The following is a 17,158-nucleotide window of genomic DNA, read 5'->3' on the forward strand; positions in this document are numbered from 1 at the left end:
CAGGCTCAGCCTGAGCGGGAGCAGAGGTTCGTTCTGGTACAAGACTGACGGTTCGCGACTTATTGTAAGGGAACAGGCCGGTGACTGACGTGGACTTCGTGACCATTTCCTCGGGCGATCTCACCGCCCGGATCAACCCGCTCGGCGCCGAACTCTGGTCGCTCACCGACGGCGCCGGGCGCGAGTACATGACCGACGCCGACCCGGCGTTCTGGACCGGCCATGCGCCGGTGCTGTTCCCGATCGTCGGCGCTCTGAACGACAATCGCTACCGCCTCGACGGACGGGAATACGAACTCGGCAAGCACGGCTTCGCCCGCCGCGCCCTGTTCGACGTGGCGGAGGCGGCCGCCGACCGCGTCGTCCTGCGCCTCGCCGACAGCGCGGAGACGCGCGCCGTCTACCCCTTCGCCTTCGTGCTGGAGATGACCTTCCGCCTCGACGGGGCCAGCCTGAACATGGAAGCGCGCGTCACCAATCCCGGCGATGCCTCGCTGCCCTTCAGCTTCGGTTTTCATCCCGCCTTCGCCTGGCCATTGCCCGCATCGGTCGGAGGGGGCGGAGCCGCCAAGGCCGACCACGTCGTCGCCTTCGACCAGCCCGAGCCGCAGCCGGTCCGCCGCGTCGATCTCGCCAGCGGCCTGCTCCTGCCCGAGCCCGAGGCGAGCCCGGTGGAAGGCCATGTCCTGCCCCTCGACGCCGCGCTGTTCGAGGCCGACGCGCTGGTGTGGGATCGCCTGTCCAGCCGCGCCCTGACCTTCGGGGCGCCGGGCGGCACGCAGCTGGCCATCGCCTTTCCCGACACGCCGATGCTGGGCATCTGGCAGAAGCCGGGGGCGGCCTACTTGTGCATCGAGCCGTGGCAGGGCCACGCCGACCCGCTTGGCTTCACCGGCGACTTGCGCGAAAAGCCCGGCGTGATCGTGCTGCCGCCCGGCGAGGCGCGCCGCTTCCGCATGGACGTCACCGTCCTCTCCGCAGACTGAAGGAACCCTCCCCCATGAAGACCGTCCTCGTCACCGGCGCCACCTCCGGGATCGGCGAAGCCTGCGCCCGCGCCTTCGCCAGGGCCGGCTGGCGCGTCGTCGGCACCGGCCGCCGCGCCGAACGCCTGCAGGCGCTGGCCGACGACCTCGGCGCCGACCGTTTCCACGCCGCCGTCTTCGACGTGCGCGACGAAGCCGCCCGCGATGCCGCGCTCGCCGCTCTTCCCGGCGATTTCGCGCAGATCGACTGCCTCGTGAACAACGCCGGCCTCGCGCTGGGGGCGGCGCCCGCGCAAGTCTCCGACCTCGCCAACTGGAAGACGATGATCGACACCAACGTCGTCAGCCTCGTCTCGCTCACGCACAAGCTGCTGCCGGGCCTGATCGAGCGCAAGGGCGCCATCGTCATGCTCTCCTCGGTCGCGGCGACCTACCCCTACACCGGCGGCAACGTCTACGGCGGCACCAAGGCCTTCGTGCGCCAGTTCGCACTGGGCCTGCGCTCCGACCTGCTCGGCACCGGCGTACGCGTGACCTCGATCGAGCCGGGAATGGTCGAGACCGAATTCACCGTGGTCCGCAACGGCGGCGACCAGTCGGCTTCGGACAACTTCTACGCAGGCGTGAACCCGCTGACCGGCGAGGACATCGCCGAAACCGTCCTGTGGGCCGCCTCGCTGCCGCCGCACGTCAATATCAACACGCTGGAACTGATGCCGGTCAACCAGTCGTTCGCCGGGTTCCAGGTCGCGCGGGAAGGGTAAGGGAACAGGGACGTCCTGGGGCCATTGCCCCAGACCCCGTTACTGTCGAGGTCACGCGCGCAGTCACGTCTTGCGCTTACTTCGAAGCAGGAGACGAAACAGCCTGCGGCGCAATGTGGGACTGCGGTGGCTGCGCGCGCACCGACGACGGTAACGGGGTCTGGGGCAATGGCCTCAGGACGTCCCTCAAGCCTTCCCTTCTTCCTTGTATCAAACTAAAGCGCGCCGATGACGACCTCGCCCCACCAGTCCCGGCGCACTTTCGCGATCATCTCGCATCCTGACGCCGGCAAGACCACGCTGACCGAGAAGCTGCTGCTGCAGGGCGGTGCGATCCATCTTGCCGGTCAGGTCAAGGCGCGCGGTGCGGCGCGCCGTGCCCGGTCCGACTGGATGAAGATCGAGCAGCAGCGCGGCATTTCCGTCACCAGCTCGGTGATGACGTTCGAGCGGGACGGGATCACCTTCAACCTGCTCGACACGCCGGGCCACGAGGACTTTTCGGAGGATACCTACCGCACGCTCACCGCGGTCGATTCGGCGATCATGGTGATCGACGCGGCCAAGGGCATCGAGCCGCAGACGCGGAAGCTGTTCGAGGTCTGCCGCCTGCGTTCGGTGCCGATCATCACCTTCATCAACAAGGTCGACCGCGAGGGCCGCGCCTGTTTCGACCTGCTCGACGAAGTGGCCGACATGCTCGCGCTCGACGTGTGCCCGATGTCGTGGCCGGTCGGCATGGGCGGTGTGTTCGAGGGCATCCTCGACCTCGCCAGCGGCGGCATCAGCCGGCCTGAGGGGCCGTCGAAGGAATTCCTCGGCAGGATCGACCAGGACGCCGCGCTGCCTGCCGCCGTCGCGGAGGAGCTGGAGCTGGCGCAGGCCGGCTATCCCGAGTTCGACGTCGATGCCTACCGCGCGGGCGATCTCACCCCGGTCTACTTCGGTTCGGCGCTCAAGAACTTCGGCGTGATGGAACTGATCGACGCCATTTCGCGCCATGCTCCGCCGCCGCGTCCGCAGCCCAGCGAGCAGGGCACGATCGAGCCGGACAACAAGGAAGTCACCGGCTTCATCTTCAAGGTGCAGGCCAACATGGACCCGATGCACCGCGACCGCATAGCCTTCATGCGGCTGGTTTCCGGCACTTTCAGGCGCGGCATGAAGCTGACGCCCTCGGGCCTCGGCAAGCCGATCGCGGTGCATTCGCCGATCCTGTTCTTCGCGCAGGACCGCGAGATCGCCGACAATGCCGAGCCCGGCGATATCATCGGCATTCCCAACCACGGCACCTTGCGGGTGGGCGATACGCTGTCCGAGAAGAACGACGTGCGCTTCGTCGGCCTGCCGAATTTCGCGCCGGAAATCCTGCGCCGCGTCGCGCTGAAAGATCCCACGAAAACCAAGCAGTTACGCAAGGCGCTCGACGATCTTTCGGAAGAGGGCGTGATCCAGGTGTTCTATCCGGAGATCGGTTCGCAGTGGGTGGTCGGTGTCGTCGGCCAGCTCCAGCTGGACGTGCTCATCAGCCGGCTGGAGGCCGAATACAAGGTCGAGGCGATGCTGGAGCCTGCCCCGTTCGACACCGCCCGCTGGCTCAAGGGCGATGACAAGGCGCTCAGGGAATTCGGCGATTTCAACAAGATGAACCTCGCCAAGGACCGTGACGGCGATCCGGTGTTCATGGCCCGCTCGGCCTGGGACGTGAGCTACCAGCAGGAGCGCAACCCCGAACTGACCTTCAGCGCCACCAAGGAACGCTGAGCGCACCCGGGTGGCACTCAACGGCACCTAAAGGCACCAAGGCGCCACCTGACGATACCATAACGGTTCATGAAGGAACCTGACGGCGCTCCGGCGGATTGCTACACGGGCCACTCGCCGGAGCCGTCACTTGCACCTCAAGTTCGCCAGCTACAACATCCACAAGGCCGTCGGCCTCGACCGGCGGCGCGACCCCGAGCGCATCCTTGCCGTGCTCAAGGAGATCGACGCCGACGTCGTCGCGCTGCAGGAGGTGGACCGCCGCTACGGCCGGCGCATGGCGGTGCTGCCGCTGGACGCGATCCAGGCCGCGACCGACTACGTGCCGGTGCCGCTGTCGATGAAGCCCGACAGCCTGGGCTGGCACGGCAATGCGATCCTCGTGCGCAAGGGTATCGACGTGGTCGAGGCGGCCCCGGTGCCGCTTCCGGTGCTGGAGCCGCGCGGCGCCGTCCGCGCCGACCTCGCGGTGGAAGGGCGCAGGCTGCGGGTGGTCGGCATGCACCTCGATCTGTCGGGGATCCGGCGCCGCCACCAGGTCCGCTCGGTGCTGTCGCACTGCGCCGGTTGCGCCGATCGCATGCCCACGGTGATGATGGGCGACCTCAACGAATGGGCCCGCACCGGCGGGGCGCTGCGCGAGTTCGACGCCGGCTGGCAGGTGCTCGCGCCGGGGCGCAGCTTTCCCTCGCGCCGCCCGATGGCGCTGCTCGACCGCATCATAGTATCCGCGGAGTGGGCAGTGGCGGGAACCCATGTGCATCATAGCGGGTTATCGGCGATAGGGTCCGACCATCTGCCGGTCGTTGCCTCGCTTTCGTTGCCTAAAATTTAGGCAACTGCCCATGAATCGGGCGATACTACGTGCCTCTCCTGCGTTCGGAGGTTAATCGACCTCTTGAATCACTGCGGATTCTTGCCGTGAGGTAAATTGGCACGCCCTGTGCATTACCTGTTTCCAGCCGGCGCTGGGGCCGGTTGCTAACAGGGGATAGGCATGAAGTTCATCATCGCCATCATCAAGCCCTTCAAACTGGACGAAGTCCGCGAGGCCCTTGGGGGTATCGGCGTCGCGGGCATGACCGTCTCGGAAGTGAAGGGCTTCGGCCGCCAGAAGGGTCAGACGGAGATCTACCGCGGCGCCGAATATTCGACCAACATGCTGCCCAAGGTGAAGATCGAGGTCGCCGCGCCTGACGATCTCGCACCCAAGATCGTCGAGACGATCCAGCAGGTCGCAAGCACCGAGGCCATCGGTGATGGCAAGATCTTTGTCCTGGACCTCGCTTCGGCCGTGCGCATCCGCACCGGCGAGGCTGGCGACACCGCGCTCTGAGGGGAGCTTTCATGATGAACCGCAAGATTCTCGCCAAAACGGCAGGCGGCATCGCAGCGACGGTCACGTCGCTCGCCGTCTCCACCGCCGCCTTCGCACAGGAAGCGACGCCGACCGTCGACAAGGGCGACACCGCCTGGATGATGACGTCGACCGTCCTCGTCTTCCTGATGATCCTTCCCGGCCTCGCGCTGTTCTACGGCGGCCTGACCCGCTCGAAGAACATGCTCTCCACCATGACGCAGATCGGCGCCGCGGCCTCGCTCGCCATGCTCATCTGGGTCATGTACGGCTACTCGATGGCCTTCGGTGAGGGCGGCAATGCCGTCGTCGCCGGCTTCGGCAAGGCGTTCCTCGCGGGCGTCACCCCCGATTCGGTCTCGGGCACCATTCCCGAATACGTCTTCGCCTGCTTCCAGATGACTTTCGCCGCGATCACCGTCGCGCTGGTCCTGGGCTCCACGGTCGAGCGTATCAAGTTCTCGGCGGTCATGGTCTTCGCGGCCGTCTGGCTGACGATCGTGTACTTCCCGATCGCGCACATGGTCTGGGCACCGACCGGCTACTTCTTCGGCCTCGGCGCGCTCGACTATGCGGGCGGCACCGTCGTCCACATCAACGCCGGTGTCTCGGCGCTGGTCGCCGCGATCATCCTGGGCAAGCGCAAGGGCTTCCCGGCCGAGCCGATGCCGCCGCACTCGCTGACGCTGACCATGGTCGGCACCGGCCTGCTGTGGGTGGGCTGGTTCGGCTTCAACGCCGGCTCGGCGCTCTCGGCCAACGGCGCGGCTTCGCTCGCCATGATCAACACTTTCGTCGCCACCGCTTCGGCCGGTCTGTTCTGGATGCTCGCCGAGCGTCTGGCGGGTCACAAGGGTTCGGCCCTGGGCTTCTGCTCGGGCGTCGTCGCCGGTCTCGTCGCGGTCACCCCGGCTGCCGGCAACTCGGGCCCGTTCGGCGCGATCGTGCTGGGCGGCGTGGCTTCGATCATCTGCTTCTTCGCGGTCAGCAAGCTCAAGCCGATGCTCGGCTATGACGACGCGCTCGACGCATTCGGCGTCCACGGCATCGGCGGCATCGTCGGCGCCATCGGCACCGGCATCGTCTATGCCCCGTCGCTCGGCGGCCCCGGCAAGGCGGAATTCGCCATCGGTCCGCAGCTGGTGATCCAGATCGAGGCGGTCCTCGCCACCGTGGTGCTCGCCACCGTCGGCACCGTGATCGCGATCTTCATCGCCAAGGCAGTCACCGGCCTGCGCGTCACTCCCGAAGTCGAAGCCGACGGCCTCGACATCGGCGAGCACGGCGAGCGCGCCTACAACTAAGTTCAACAATTCCACCAGTTTGGCGGCGGCGGGTACTTCCTCCTCTCCTCCCATCCGTCGTCGCCAACCGATGTTCCTCCTGCGAACACAACCTATGAAGGGCCGGAGCCAGCCGCTCCGGCCCCTTTTTTATTGTTTGCGGTTGTGGGATGCTGCGGTCCGGTTCGGCTGGGGGAACGCGCATGAAATACGTCACGGCCATCATCAAGCCGTTCAAGTTCACCGAAGTGAGGGACGCGCTGAGCGCGGCGGGCGTCTCGGGGCTGACGGTATCGGAAGTCAGCGGCTTCGGGCGCCAGAAAGGGCAGACCGAAGTCTACCGCGGCGCCGAATATGCCTCGAGCATGCTGCCCAAGCTTCGGCTGGAGATCGCGGTGCCCGATTCGCTGGCGCAAACCGTGGTCGAAGTCATCCGCAGTCACGCGAACAACGACGAGATCGGCGATGGCAAGATCTTCGTCTTCGACCTCGCCCGGGTCGTGCGCATCCGCACCGGCGAACAGGGCGAGGATGCGCTCTAGCGCGGATCGTCACTGCTTCGCTGCGCTCGCAATGACGGGGCGGGGCCCCGGTTCGATCAGCGCCCGGCGGACAGCATCTCGATGAGCTGGCGGATCGGCGTCACGTCGTAGCCGGCGCCCGCCGCCTTCGAGGCGATCACCGCCGGGTTGTCGCCGGCCTTGGCGCGGGCCAGCGCCCAGAGCAGGGTCGAGCGGGTGCCCGAGCGGCAATAGGCGAGGACCGGGCCGTCCACGTCGAGCGCCTGTTCCATCGCATCGACCTGGGCCTGGCTGAAGCCGGAGTGAGTCACGGGGATCGCGACGTAGTCGATCCCTGCCGCCTCGGCGGCCGCCTCGATGTCGGCGCCCGGCGTCTGGTCGTCGCTCTCGCCCTCGGGGCGGTTGTTGACGATCCGCACGATTCCCAGCGCCTTGGCTTCGGCGATGGAATCGAGGTCGATCTGCGGGCTGGCGAAGACGGTCTCGGTGATCTGGCGGAACATCTCGCGTATTCTCCCGTAGTCGGACGAGGGAAGGCCTCGGAAAAGAGGGCCATCAAGCCGCTTCGGCGCCGGGTGGCAAGCCATTTCGTCGTATAAAAACACCTGATTCATCGCGAATGGCTGCAATCACCTCGCATTTCCGTTCGCCATGGCTGGTTGAGTCGTGTAAGAGTCATGTTCGCAGGAAAAGGCCGGGCCTCCCGGTCGCTTGCCTGGCGTTATGGTTAGGATCGTCCACCTGCCTGACGAATACTTCTGGGGCGCAGCGAAGGTACGCTAGTAGACATGGGTTTTGATAGAGGTCGTCGCGGAAGGGGACGCGACAATAAGCGGGGCGGAGAAGACGAGTTCGATCCGTTCTTCGCCGGCCAGGATCGCTTCGGCGGCGGTGATCGCTTCGGTGGCGGCGGCTTCGGCGGCGGCGACCGTGGTGGTTTCGGCGGCGGTGGCGGCTACAGCGGTGGCGGTGATCGCGGCGGCTTCGGCGGCGGCGGTGGCGGCTTCGGCGGTGGTCGTAGCGGCGGTGGCGGCTTCGGCGGCGGCGGCGGTGGCTTCGGCGGCGGTCGTGGCGGCGGCGGTGGCGGCGGCATGCCTGCCCAGGTCGTTGGCCAGGGCAAGGGCGTCGTCAAGTTCTTCAACGCAGCGAAGGGCTTCGGCTTCATCCAGCGCGATGAAGGCGGCGACGACGTGTTCGTGCACATCAGCTCGGTCGAGCGCGCCGGCCTCGAAGGCCTGGCCGAAGGCCAGCAGCTCGAATTCCAGCTCGTCGATCGTGGCGGCAAGATCTCGGCTACCGACCTCGTGGTCGTTGGCGACGTGATCCCCGTCGCCAAGCGCGAGCCGGCGCCGCAGCGCCAGCTCACCGGCGAGAAGGCCACCGGCACGGTGAAGTTCTTCAACTCCATGAAGGGCTTCGGCTTCATCACCCGTGATGACGGTCAGCCGGACGCGTTCGTGCACATCAGCGCGGTCGAGCGTTCGGGCATGTCCGGTCTCAACGAGGGCGATCAGGTCGAGTTCGATATCGAGGTCGATCGACGAGGCAAGTACTCGGCGGTCAACCTGCAGCCGCGTCAGGGTTGATCCTGCCAGCACTACTCCCGGCCAGAACCCCTTAGGGACGTTTGACCGGGAGGCTGCAAACATCTAAACGCGCGCAAATGGCGGTCCGGTAGGGCCGCCATTTGTCGTTTGCGATCTTCAAAGCGAGATTTCTCTACGGCCCGCCAAGACCCGCGTTCTGGGGGCTCGATTCTGCAAGGAATGCCGACATGTCCATTACCCCGCTGATGCCCGTCTATCCCCGGAATGGCGTACGCCCCGTTCGCGGTGAGCACTGCCATCTCATCAGCGAGGACGGTCGCCGATTCCTGGACTTCGCCAGCGGCATCGCGGTGAACGCACTCGGCCATTCGCACCCCGGCCTCGTCGGCGCGATCCAGAAGCAGGCCGAGACGCTGATGCACGTCTCCAACCTCTACGGCAGCCCGCAGGGCGAGGCGGTGGCCAAGCGGCTGATCGACCTGACCTTCGCCGACACCGTGTTCTTCACCAATTCGGGCGCCGAGGCGGTGGAATGCGCGATCAAGACCGCGCGCGTCTATCACCAGTCGGTCGGCAACGATCACAAGTTCGAGCTGATCACCTTCAACAACGCCTTCCACGGCCGCACGATGGCGACCATCAGCGCGTCGAGCCAGGAGAAGATGCACAAGGGCTTCCTACCCCTGCTGCCGGGCTTCAAGTACATCGAATTCGACGATCTGGAGGCCGCGAAGGCCGCGATCGGCCCCAACACCGCCGGCTTCCTGGTCGAGCCGATCCAGGGCGAAGGCGGCATCCGTATCGCCTCCGACGAGTTCATGAAGGGCCTGCGCGCGCTGTGCGACGAGCATGACCTGATGCTGGTGCTGGACGAAGTGCAGAGCGGCGTCGGCCGCGCCGGCACGTTCTACGCCTATGAACAGTACGGCATCGAGCCCGATATCATGTCCACCGCCAAGGCCATCGGCGGCGGCTTCCCGGTCGGCGCCTGCCTCGCCACCGAGAAGGCGGCGCGCGGCATGACCTTCGGCACCCATGGCTCGACCTATGGCGGCAATCCCTTCGCCATGGCCGCGATCAATGCGGTGCTCGACGTCATCCCCGACGAGGCCTTCCTCGCCGACGTGCGCGCCAAAGGCGAGCGGATCAAGGCGCGGCTCGAGCAGTTCATCGGCAATTATCCCGAACTGTTCGATTTCGTGCGCGGGCGCGGCCTGTTCATCGGCCTGCGGATGAAGGTCGAACCGCGTGCCTTCGTGGCCCACATGCGTGACAATCACGGGTTGCTGACGGTTTCGGCCGCCGACAACGTGGTGCGGATACTGCCGCCGCTGGTGATCGACGACAGCCACATCGACGAATTCATGGAAAAGCTCTCCGCCGCCGCGGCGGACTACAAGCCCGAAGAGACTGCCTGATGGCCGATTTCCTCAATCTTGCCGACGCCGGCGGCGATGCCATCGCCGCCATGGTCAACGACGCGATCGACCGCAAGGCGGCGCGCCGTGACGCTGGCGGAGCCTGGCCGAAGGGCCGCGCCGACGCCGATGCGCCGCTCGCGGGCCATGTGCTCGCCATGATCTTCGAGAAGAACTCGACGCGCACCCGCGTCTCGTTCGACATGGCGATGCGCCAGCTCGGCGGCTCGGCGCTGATCCTGGAGGCGGGCAGCACCCAGATCGGGCGCGGCGAGACGATCGCCGACACCGCGCGGGTGCTCAGCCGCATGGTCGATGCGATCATGATCCGCACCGACGATCACGCCAAGATCGAGGAACTGGCGCACTACGCCGAAGTCCCCGTCATCAATGGCCTGACCGACCTCTCGCACCCGTGCCAGATCGTCGCCGACCTGCTGACGGTGGTGGAGCACGGCCATGCCCTGCCCGGCCTGCAGCTGGCGTGGCTGGGTGACGGCAACAATGTCGCCAACTCGCTGATCGAGGCGGCGGGCCTGATGAAGTTCACCATCCGCATCGGCGGTCCGGCCGGCTACGAGCCCGACGCCGGGTTCATCGCCCGGGCCCGCGCGGCCGGCGGCGAGGTGATCCTGACCAACGACCCGCGCGAGGCGGTGGCGGGCGCGCAGGTCGTCGTCACCGACACCTGGGTATCGATGGGCCAGCCCGGCGGCGAGGTCCATGTCGCGGCGATGCAGCCCTATCAGGTCGATGCGGCGCTGATGGCGGCGGCCCATCCGGGCGCGACCTTCCTCCACTGCCTGCCCGCGCATCGCGGCGAGGAAGTGACCGACGAGGTGATGGACGGGCCGCAGTCCGCCGTCTGGGACGAGGCCGAGAACCGCATCCATGCGCAGAAGTCGGTCCTGCTCTGGGCCCTGGGCAAGCTGTGACCGACGACGACCTGCTGCCGCGCGACGACACCGGGTTCGACCGCGTGCTGGCCTTCTCCGTGCCCGCGCGCAGCGTGCGCGGGCGCATGGTGCGGCTCGGCCCGGTGCTGGAGACGGTGCTGTCGGCGCACGACTATCCCAGGGTCGTCAAGCACGTCCTGGCCGAGGCGCTGGTGCTGACCGCGCTGATGGGCTCGCTGCTGAAGGAGGAGCATGCCCAGCTGACCTTCCAGGCGCAGGCCGAGGGCGGGGCGGTGGACCTGCTGGTCTGCGACTACCGCAACGGCGAGGTGCGCGGCTACTTGCGCCACGATTCGGCGAAGGTCGGGGCGCTGGAGGAGAACTGCTCGCTCGAGACGATCTTCGGCAAGGGTTACCTGGCGATCACCTTCGACCTTCCGACCACCAAGGAACGGTATCAGGGAGTGGTGCCGCTGGAAGGCGATTCGCTCGCCCACGCCTGCGAGAACTACTTCGCCCAGTCCGAGCAGGTGCCCACGCTGATCCGCATCGCCGTGCGATCGAACGGGCCGCGTTGCAGTGCCGGCGGGATGCTGCTGCAGCATCTTCCCGATGGCGAGGAGGGTCGTGCGCGCCTCCATGCGCAGGAACAGCATCCGGACTGGGAGCATGCCGCGATCATCGCCGGCACCGTGCAGGACGGTGAACTGGTGGACCCGGTGCTCAGTCTGGAGCAACTCGTCTGGCGCCTGTTCCATGAAGAAAGCGAAGTGCGTGTCGAGCCGCTGCTGCCGCTGCAAAGAGGCTGCCGCTGCACGGTGGAGCACTATCTCTCTGTTCTATCAGGTTTTCCTGAGGATCAACTGGCCGACATGCGCGATGATGACGGAACGATTCCGGTCGATTGCGCGTTCTGTTCCAAGATCCTGCGCGTGCCGGCCTGACGGCATGCCCGCGCGAGGCTTGAATTTGCGGCCTCGGCTCCCGATACAGAGTGCGATAGGGCGGTATCAGGAAGCGATGGAATGAATGTGAAGTCGATTCTCTTGCCCCTCGGCCTGGCCGGGGTGGCTGTCGCTGCTCCGGTTCATGGGCAGCGACAGTCGCTGGCGATGCTCGATGAACTCGATCACGGCGGCTGGGAACTTCGAGAGCGTGGCGGGCCGGTGCGCAACATCTGCCTGGACAGTGGCCGGCGGCTGATCCAGCTGCGCCATCCCGGCATGGCCTGCAGCAGCGTCGTGGTAGAGGACAGGAACGATCAGGTGACCGTGCAGTACACCTGCCGTGGGCAGGGCTACGGTCGCACGCAGATCCGGCGCGAAACCGATGCGCTGATCCAGATCGACAGCCAGGGCATCGTCAACGGGCTGCCGTTCTCGTTCTCGGCCGAAGGGCGCAGGACCGGCGATTGCCGCAGTTGAGTATTGTCCCCCCGGCGCCGGAGGCGTAGCGGGGGCACATGCAGGAAACGACTTCTTCCCCCTCCCACCCGGCCCCGGCCCGGCAGGCTGTGGTGCTGCTGTCCGGCGGCCTCGATTCGATGGTCTCGGCCGGCATCGCCCGCGAGCAGGGCTTCGCGGTCAACGCGCTTACCATCGATTATAACCAGCGGCACCGGCGCGAACTCGACGCCGCGGCCGAGATCGCGCGCGTCATCGGGGCGAGCCGCCATGTGGTGCTGCCGCTCGACTTGCGCAGGTTCGGCGGCTCCGCGCTGACCGACGACATCGCGGTGCCGAAGGAGGGCGTGGGCGCGGACATTCCGGTGACATACGTGCCGGCGCGCAACCTGGTGTTCCTGTCGCTCACCCTGGCATGGGCGGAGGCGATCGGGGCCGCCGACATCTTCATCGGCGTCAATGCGCTCGATTATTCGGGCTATCCCGATTGCCGCCCCGAATTCATCTCGGCCTTCGAGGATATCGCGACGCTGGCGACCAAGGCCGGGGACGAGGGCACGAAATTGCGCATCCATGCGCCGCTCCAGTTCATGAGCAAGGCCGATATCGCACGCGAGGCGGACCGGCTGGGCCTCGACCCCGGGATGAGCTGGTCGTGCTACGATCCGCAGCCCGATGGCCATGCCTGCGGCTTGTGCGACAGCTGCCGCCTGCGCAAGGCGGGCTTTGCCGAGGCCGACCTCGTGGACCCGACGCCTTACGCGGCCTGAGTTTCTCCGACAAACGCGCGAAAAGGGCCCCGGAATTCGATTCCGGGGCCCTTTTCGTGTCTGCGATCCGAAGTCCGGAGACGGGCAAAAGAAAAGGGGGCCGGATTGCTCCGACCCCCCGATCTTGTACCGTTGCCGGTCGCTTACATGCCCGAACCCGGACCGTAAGTGATCTCGACGCGACGGTTCTGCAGCTCGCGCACGCCGTCCGCGGTCGGAACGCGCGGGTTGGCTTCACCGAACGCCTGGCTCGAGATCGAGCCGTCGGGGATGCCGTGGCTGGTCAGGTACGAACGGACCGACGAGTTACGACGCTCGGACAGGCCGAGGTTGTACTTCGGGGTACCCGAACGGTCGGTGTAGCCGGCCAGCATGATCGGCACGCTATCGCAGTTCGCGTAGGCGCTGACGGCGCTGTCGAGGATGGTCGAAGCCTCGGGCGTGATGTCCGACTTATCCCAGTCGAAGAACACGATGTACGGGCCCTTGTTGCACACCGGCGGCGGAGGCGGCGGCGGCGGGGGGGGCGGCGGAGGCGGCGGCGGGGGCGGCGGGGGCGGCGGCGGAGCCGCTTCTTCGCCACCGAAGTTGTAGCTCAGCGTGCCGAGCAGCGAGTGCGAGCGCCAGCGGGTACGGCCCGAATCGCCGGCCGAGTCGACGAGGTCGACCTTGCTGACGTTCATGAAGCGGTACTTCAGACCCACGTCCCAGTGCGAGCTGATCGGAGCGCGGATACCCGCGATCGCCTGCCACGCGAAGCCGCTGTCCGAATCGTCGATCACGTCGGCATGGACGCGAGCAACGCCGGCACCACCGCCGACGAAGCCCTGGAGGCCGTCGTCGGGACCGAAGTCGAGCAGGCCGTTGACCATGAACGACAGGTTGCTGACGTCAGCGCCGCCGCTGTTCTTGATCGAAGCCTGGCGGTAGCTGGCTTCGGTTTCCAGACGGAACGGACCGAAGTCGTAACCGAGGACGCCGCCGCCATCGAAGCCCTTGTTGAAGTCGATCGTGTCGGCAGTGACGCCATCGACCTTAACGTCGGCGTCTTCGACGATCATGCCGCCGAAGTCGAGTTCGAGATACCAGGACTTGTCGCGCGCGAGCGCAGGCGTAGCGATGGCCGTCGAAGCCAGCGCCATGCCAAGGAGGAGTTTCCTCATACGTTTCCCCTACAAAGAGATTTGGAGCCACCGAGTGCGAGAGTGTCTAACCCCTCGGCTTTACGTGTGCAAGCGCACATTAAACGCGACTGTTGCAAATTTGTCGCGTTTTCGAGAGCTTGGGGGTCGGTTTCGACCTCATAGTCCAAAACTTGCAACACCCCATGCGTTCCCTGTTTCGTGCACCCGTCAAACCGATGGGAGAATACCCAAGGCTTTGAGAGCCGAGACCAGATCATTGATCGCGGTCCGAGCCTCCCCATCAACAATCGTCCCTCCAAGTGGTTCCACGGGCAGCGAAGCTTTTCTCCAGGAACCGAAAAACAGCATTTCGCCGCCGTGCTGCGTATCGAGCACGCGCATGCCGTCGCGCGGCTCTGCGAAGGCCCAGCCATCGCCCCGGCGGATCGCCAGGCAATCCTCACGTCCCGCCCATTCTCCGGTTGCGGGATTCGCAACCAGCCAGGTGTCGCCTTCCTGGTGATTTTCCGTAGGAGCCGGTGCCGAGCCCCTGATGGCGCAGTGCATCAATGCATCGGTCAGCATCAGCGCCTCGTTGACGAAGACCTCTTTCTGCGCCTGTGCGGCATGGAGCAGGGGAAGCGCGAAACGGGGGCTGGCGCTGGCGAAGTTCAGCGTATCGGGCATGCGGGAATCTCCGTGGTTGCGGTCAGTCCAGGGTGCCGAGCGGCAGCGGATGGGAAAGCGCGTGCGTACCCTGTTGCCGGACGTGCAGGGCGGCGCCGGCGGCAGAGCCGGTCAGCGAGGCGATCGTTGCGGCGTCGATTTCGAGCGAGGTGCCGGTCGTCGTCCATGCCGCGATGGGCGAATCGATGGGGCCGAGCGTCACCAGGTACTGCTCGGCCTGCTCCACCAGCGGCGCGTCCACGCCGTCCTGCCATGTCCAGGCGCCTCGCGCGCGGCGGGTCCAGCCGAGCGCCAAGCCTCCGTCCGGCGTCGCGGTGCGGCGGGGATGGACGGGCGAGAGCGGGCGCAGGCCGATGCCGTCGAGGTGAACGGGGGAACCGACCGGGTCCGCGTCGCCCCGGCCGACGGCGAAGACCTGCCGCGCCGTATCGGTCCCGAGCGTGGCGGCGTTGAGCGTCGTCAGGCCGGCTTCGAGCAGTGCGAACGGCTCGCTCGCGGCATGGGCGCCGATCGCCGCCTCGGTCCCGCCGCGTCCGCGCAGCAGGCCTGCAAGGCGCCACTCCCCGTTGCCGAGCGGGGTGGCGGCGAGGAACTGCACCAGTTCCTCGCCCACCAGCGCGAGGTTGGCGCCATAGGCGAGCTGGCGGGTGTCGACGCTCGCCAGTTGCATCGCGGGATCGGGCAGCGAGACGACGAGCTGCGAGGCACGGTCGAACAGCAGCGGGCTGGCCGCAGGCAGCGCGGTGAGCGCGGTGCCAAGGGCGGCGCGCGCGCGTCCGCTCGGCCCCAGGGGCGTCAGCGTGCCGTCGCCGGGATCGGCGTAGAGCGCGGCCCCGGTCCATGCTGCGGTAGTGCCGGAAACGGCGGCCACGGTGCGGGGCACGTCGGGCGAACCGGCGGCGGTGTCGCAGGGCAGTTCGAGCGCGACGATCCGCGTTTCGCCGGGAGTGACATCGAGCGGGGCGTTGGCCCGGCCCGGATCGGCGGCCTGTCCGGGCGTTTGTGCGGAGGCCACCGGCAGTGCGCGTTCCAGCGTCAGTTCGACGCCGCTGTCGCGCCATTCCCACTCGCGCACGCGCCAGTGGCCGGCGATGCCCGGCAGGCTGACGAGCGCGCCGGGCCCGACCTCGGGATCGAGTTCGCAGGTGCGCCAGGAAATGCGGTCGCGGCTCCAGTCGACGCGGCGCGAGACCTGCTCGATCAGGTCGCGGGCGCTGGCGGCGTCCAGTGCGGCGGGCAGGTCGATGGTGCCCGGTTCGCCCTGCCGCGCGCGGCCGGTCGCGCGCTGGACGCTGGCCTGGTAGTCGCGATCGAGGTCGTAGTAGCGCAGGATGCTGGGCGGGCTGTCGGACGGGGCGGCGCGCTGGCGGGCGAAGCCGGACGCGGCGCCGAAATCGCCGTCGCCGGTGGCGATCGCGGCTTCGGGCAGGGCGATGGCGCCGCCCTGCCGGCGTTCGCGGGCGACGATCAGTTCGTCCCCGGCGGCGTCGATCTCCAGCGGCATGATCTGGTCGAAGGTCTGGAGGTCGAGCGCCGGGTCGGCCTCGCTGGTGTAGCCGGTGATCGGCGTCAGCGGCACTTCGGCCGCGATCGCCTCGATGGCGTCGCCGATCACGTCCTGCAGGGTGAAGTCGTCGTCGGCGATGACCTCGAAGGTCAGCGAGGGGATGCGGTTGTAGAAGCCCGACAGGTCGAGATCCTCGAACACGACGTAGGCGATGCCGCGATAGGCCGGGCACAGGGCCTCTCCCTCGGCGGCGAGCATCAGCGGGTCGGGCGGCTGGTCGCCGGCGCCGGTATAGATGCGCAGGGTACCGGCGGCCTTGAGATCGCCTTCGGCCCCGCGCAGCAGGTTGCCGTCGGCCCAGATCCGGCCGATCCCGCGGATCGGGCGGCTGGCGAGGGCGACGGCGAAGTTCGCCGAATAGCTGTAGGTCGTGACCGAGGGACTGCCCTTGCCGCTGCCCTGCACTTCGCTGCGCTCGACGAGGTCGGTGGCCCAGATCACGGTGCCGGCGGTGCGCATCCGCCCGAAGTGGCGCGGTAGCGTCTGGCCGTAGCTGGAAGCGGTCACCGCCAGTTCCTTGAGGCGGGCACCCCGGCGCGAGGTACCGAACAGCGCGCTGTCGAACTGGCGGCCGACCAGCGTGCCGATCGCCCCGCCGACGGGGCCGCCCAGCATCGCGCCCAGGTTTCCGAAAGCAAGCGTCGCCATGTCAGTTCCTTGTATCCGGGGGAAGGCGCCAGTGACCGTAGCGGGACCACTGGTCGGGGAGCGGTCCGAGCACCACCTTGCGCAGTCCCGCATGGGCATGGACCACGGCGGCGGGCGAGACGGCGAGGACCAGGTGGAACTGGCAGGGAGATGGTCGCAGCAGCAGCACGTCGCCGGCCGCGATGGCGCCGTCCGTTCGTTCGAGGCCGAGGGCTGACGCGAGCGCCGCGGCATCGGGCAGGTCGCGGGCTCTCAGGCGATAGCCGTTGGGCAGGCGGCAGCGCATGCCGGCTTTCGCGAAGGCGGCCTCGATCACGCCCACGCAGTCCAGCCCCGAAGCGGGATCGCGGCCATGCAGGCGGAACGGACTGCCCACGAGCCCGCGCGCCGCGATGGCGAGGTCTTCCCCGGTCATTGCGCCCG

18 protein-coding genes are annotated in these 17,158 nt (G+C 67.4%); 13 read left to right on the forward strand and 5 right to left on the reverse strand.

Going from position 1 to position 17,158, the window contains the following annotated elements:
• Nucleotides 1-80 precede the first annotated feature (80 nt).
• The 7 genes from V2S85_RS08790 to V2S85_RS08820 all read left to right on the forward strand — a co-directional run bounded on the left by V2S85_RS08790 (nucleotide 81) and on the right by V2S85_RS08820 (nucleotide 6,696).
• Entirely contained in the window at nucleotides 81-986 is a 906-nt protein-coding gene (locus V2S85_RS08790; protein ID WP_330702491.1) for an aldose 1-epimerase family protein, read from the forward strand.
• Between the two features lie 14 nt (nucleotides 987-1,000).
• Nucleotides 1,001-1,750 (forward strand): SDR family NAD(P)-dependent oxidoreductase, encoded by a 750-nt coding sequence (locus V2S85_RS08795; RefSeq protein WP_330702492.1) that lies wholly within the window; start codon nucleotides 1,001-1,003, stop codon nucleotides 1,748-1,750.
• A 228-nt stretch (nucleotides 1,751-1,978) separates the two neighbouring features.
• Complete coding sequence (locus V2S85_RS08800; protein ID WP_330702493.1) at nucleotides 1,979-3,514, forward strand: peptide chain release factor 3; 1,536 nt, start codon at nucleotides 1,979-1,981, stop codon at nucleotides 3,512-3,514.
• 130 nt (nucleotides 3,515-3,644) lie between these two features.
• Nucleotides 3,645-4,349: an endonuclease/exonuclease/phosphatase family protein gene (locus V2S85_RS08805; protein ID WP_330702494.1), complete on the forward strand. Its 705-nt coding sequence runs from the start codon at nucleotides 3,645-3,647 to the stop codon at nucleotides 4,347-4,349.
• A gap of 162 nt (nucleotides 4,350-4,511) precedes the next feature.
• Entirely contained in the window at nucleotides 4,512-4,850 is a 339-nt protein-coding gene (locus tag V2S85_RS08810) for a P-II family nitrogen regulator (RefSeq protein WP_008832047.1), read from the forward strand.
• 14 nt (nucleotides 4,851-4,864) lie between these two features.
• A complete protein-coding gene (locus V2S85_RS08815; protein WP_330702495.1) occupies nucleotides 4,865-6,175 on the forward strand; it encodes an ammonium transporter in 1,311 nt (436 codons plus the stop codon).
• 182 nt (nucleotides 6,176-6,357) lie between these two features.
• Nucleotides 6,358-6,696, forward strand: a complete 339-nt coding sequence (locus V2S85_RS08820; protein ID WP_330702496.1) for a P-II family nitrogen regulator — start codon at nucleotides 6,358-6,360, stop codon at nucleotides 6,694-6,696.
• Between the two features lie 56 nt (nucleotides 6,697-6,752).
• Here V2S85_RS08820 and V2S85_RS08825 read toward each other — a convergent pair whose 3' ends face one another.
• A complete protein-coding gene (locus V2S85_RS08825; RefSeq protein WP_330702497.1) occupies nucleotides 6,753-7,178 on the reverse strand; it encodes a TIGR01244 family sulfur transferase in 426 nt (141 codons plus the stop codon).
• A gap of 285 nt (nucleotides 7,179-7,463) precedes the next feature.
• Here V2S85_RS08825 and V2S85_RS08830 point away from each other — a divergent pair, with 285 nt between their 5' ends.
• From V2S85_RS08830 to queC, 6 genes are all read left to right on the forward strand, one after another.
• Nucleotides 7,464-8,261 (forward strand): cold-shock protein, encoded by a 798-nt coding sequence (locus V2S85_RS08830; RefSeq protein ID WP_330702498.1) that lies wholly within the window; start codon nucleotides 7,464-7,466, stop codon nucleotides 8,259-8,261.
• A 188-nt stretch (nucleotides 8,262-8,449) separates the two neighbouring features.
• On the forward strand, nucleotides 8,450-9,640 hold the full coding sequence (locus V2S85_RS08835) for an aspartate aminotransferase family protein (RefSeq protein ID WP_330702499.1): 1,191 nt from the start codon (nucleotides 8,450-8,452) through the stop codon (nucleotides 9,638-9,640).
• Complete coding sequence (gene argF, locus V2S85_RS08840; RefSeq protein ID WP_330702639.1) at nucleotides 9,637-10,575, forward strand: ornithine carbamoyltransferase; 939 nt, start codon at nucleotides 9,637-9,639, stop codon at nucleotides 10,573-10,575. The genes V2S85_RS08835 and argF overlap by 4 nt, the downstream gene beginning before the upstream one ends.
• The gene (locus V2S85_RS08845) at nucleotides 10,572-11,480 is read left to right on the forward strand and encodes an Hsp33 family molecular chaperone HslO (RefSeq protein ID WP_330702500.1); all 909 of its coding nucleotides are present in this window, start codon (nucleotides 10,572-10,574) and stop codon (nucleotides 11,478-11,480) included. The genes argF and V2S85_RS08845 overlap by 4 nt, the downstream gene beginning before the upstream one ends.
• 81 nt (nucleotides 11,481-11,561) lie before the next feature.
• Complete coding sequence (locus V2S85_RS08850; RefSeq protein ID WP_330702501.1) at nucleotides 11,562-11,960, forward strand: hypothetical protein; 399 nt, start codon at nucleotides 11,562-11,564, stop codon at nucleotides 11,958-11,960.
• 38 nt (nucleotides 11,961-11,998) lie between these two features.
• The gene (queC, locus tag V2S85_RS08855; RefSeq protein WP_330702502.1) at nucleotides 11,999-12,709 is read left to right on the forward strand and encodes a 7-cyano-7-deazaguanine synthase QueC; all 711 of its coding nucleotides are present in this window, start codon (nucleotides 11,999-12,001) and stop codon (nucleotides 12,707-12,709) included.
• A 143-nt stretch (nucleotides 12,710-12,852) separates the two neighbouring features.
• Here the strand turns inward: queC and V2S85_RS08860 are convergent, their stop codons facing one another.
• The 4 genes from V2S85_RS08860 to V2S85_RS08875 all read right to left on the reverse strand — a co-directional run bounded on the left by V2S85_RS08860 (nucleotide 12,853) and on the right by V2S85_RS08875 (nucleotide 17,150).
• Nucleotides 12,853-13,872, reverse strand: coding sequence for an OmpA family protein (locus tag V2S85_RS08860; protein WP_330702503.1), 1,020 nt, complete (start codon nucleotides 13,870-13,872; stop codon nucleotides 12,853-12,855).
• A 189-nt stretch (nucleotides 13,873-14,061) separates the two neighbouring features.
• The gene (locus tag V2S85_RS08865; protein ID WP_330702504.1) at nucleotides 14,062-14,520 is read right to left on the reverse strand and encodes a DUF2793 domain-containing protein; all 459 of its coding nucleotides are present in this window, start codon (nucleotides 14,518-14,520) and stop codon (nucleotides 14,062-14,064) included.
• Nucleotides 14,521-14,542: 22 nt separating this feature from the next.
• A complete protein-coding gene (locus tag V2S85_RS08870) occupies nucleotides 14,543-16,735 on the reverse strand; it encodes a phage tail protein (RefSeq protein ID WP_330702505.1) in 2,193 nt (730 codons plus the stop codon).
• Nucleotide 16,736: 1 nt separating this feature from the next.
• A complete protein-coding gene (locus tag V2S85_RS08875; protein ID WP_330702506.1) occupies nucleotides 16,737-17,150 on the reverse strand; it encodes a hypothetical protein in 414 nt (137 codons plus the stop codon).
• Nucleotides 17,151-17,158: the final 8 nt, after the last annotated feature.

This window comes from Novosphingobium resinovorum, from assembly GCF_036352595.1.
GTDB lineage: Bacteria > Pseudomonadota > Alphaproteobacteria > Sphingomonadales > Sphingomonadaceae > Novosphingobium > Novosphingobium resinovorum_B.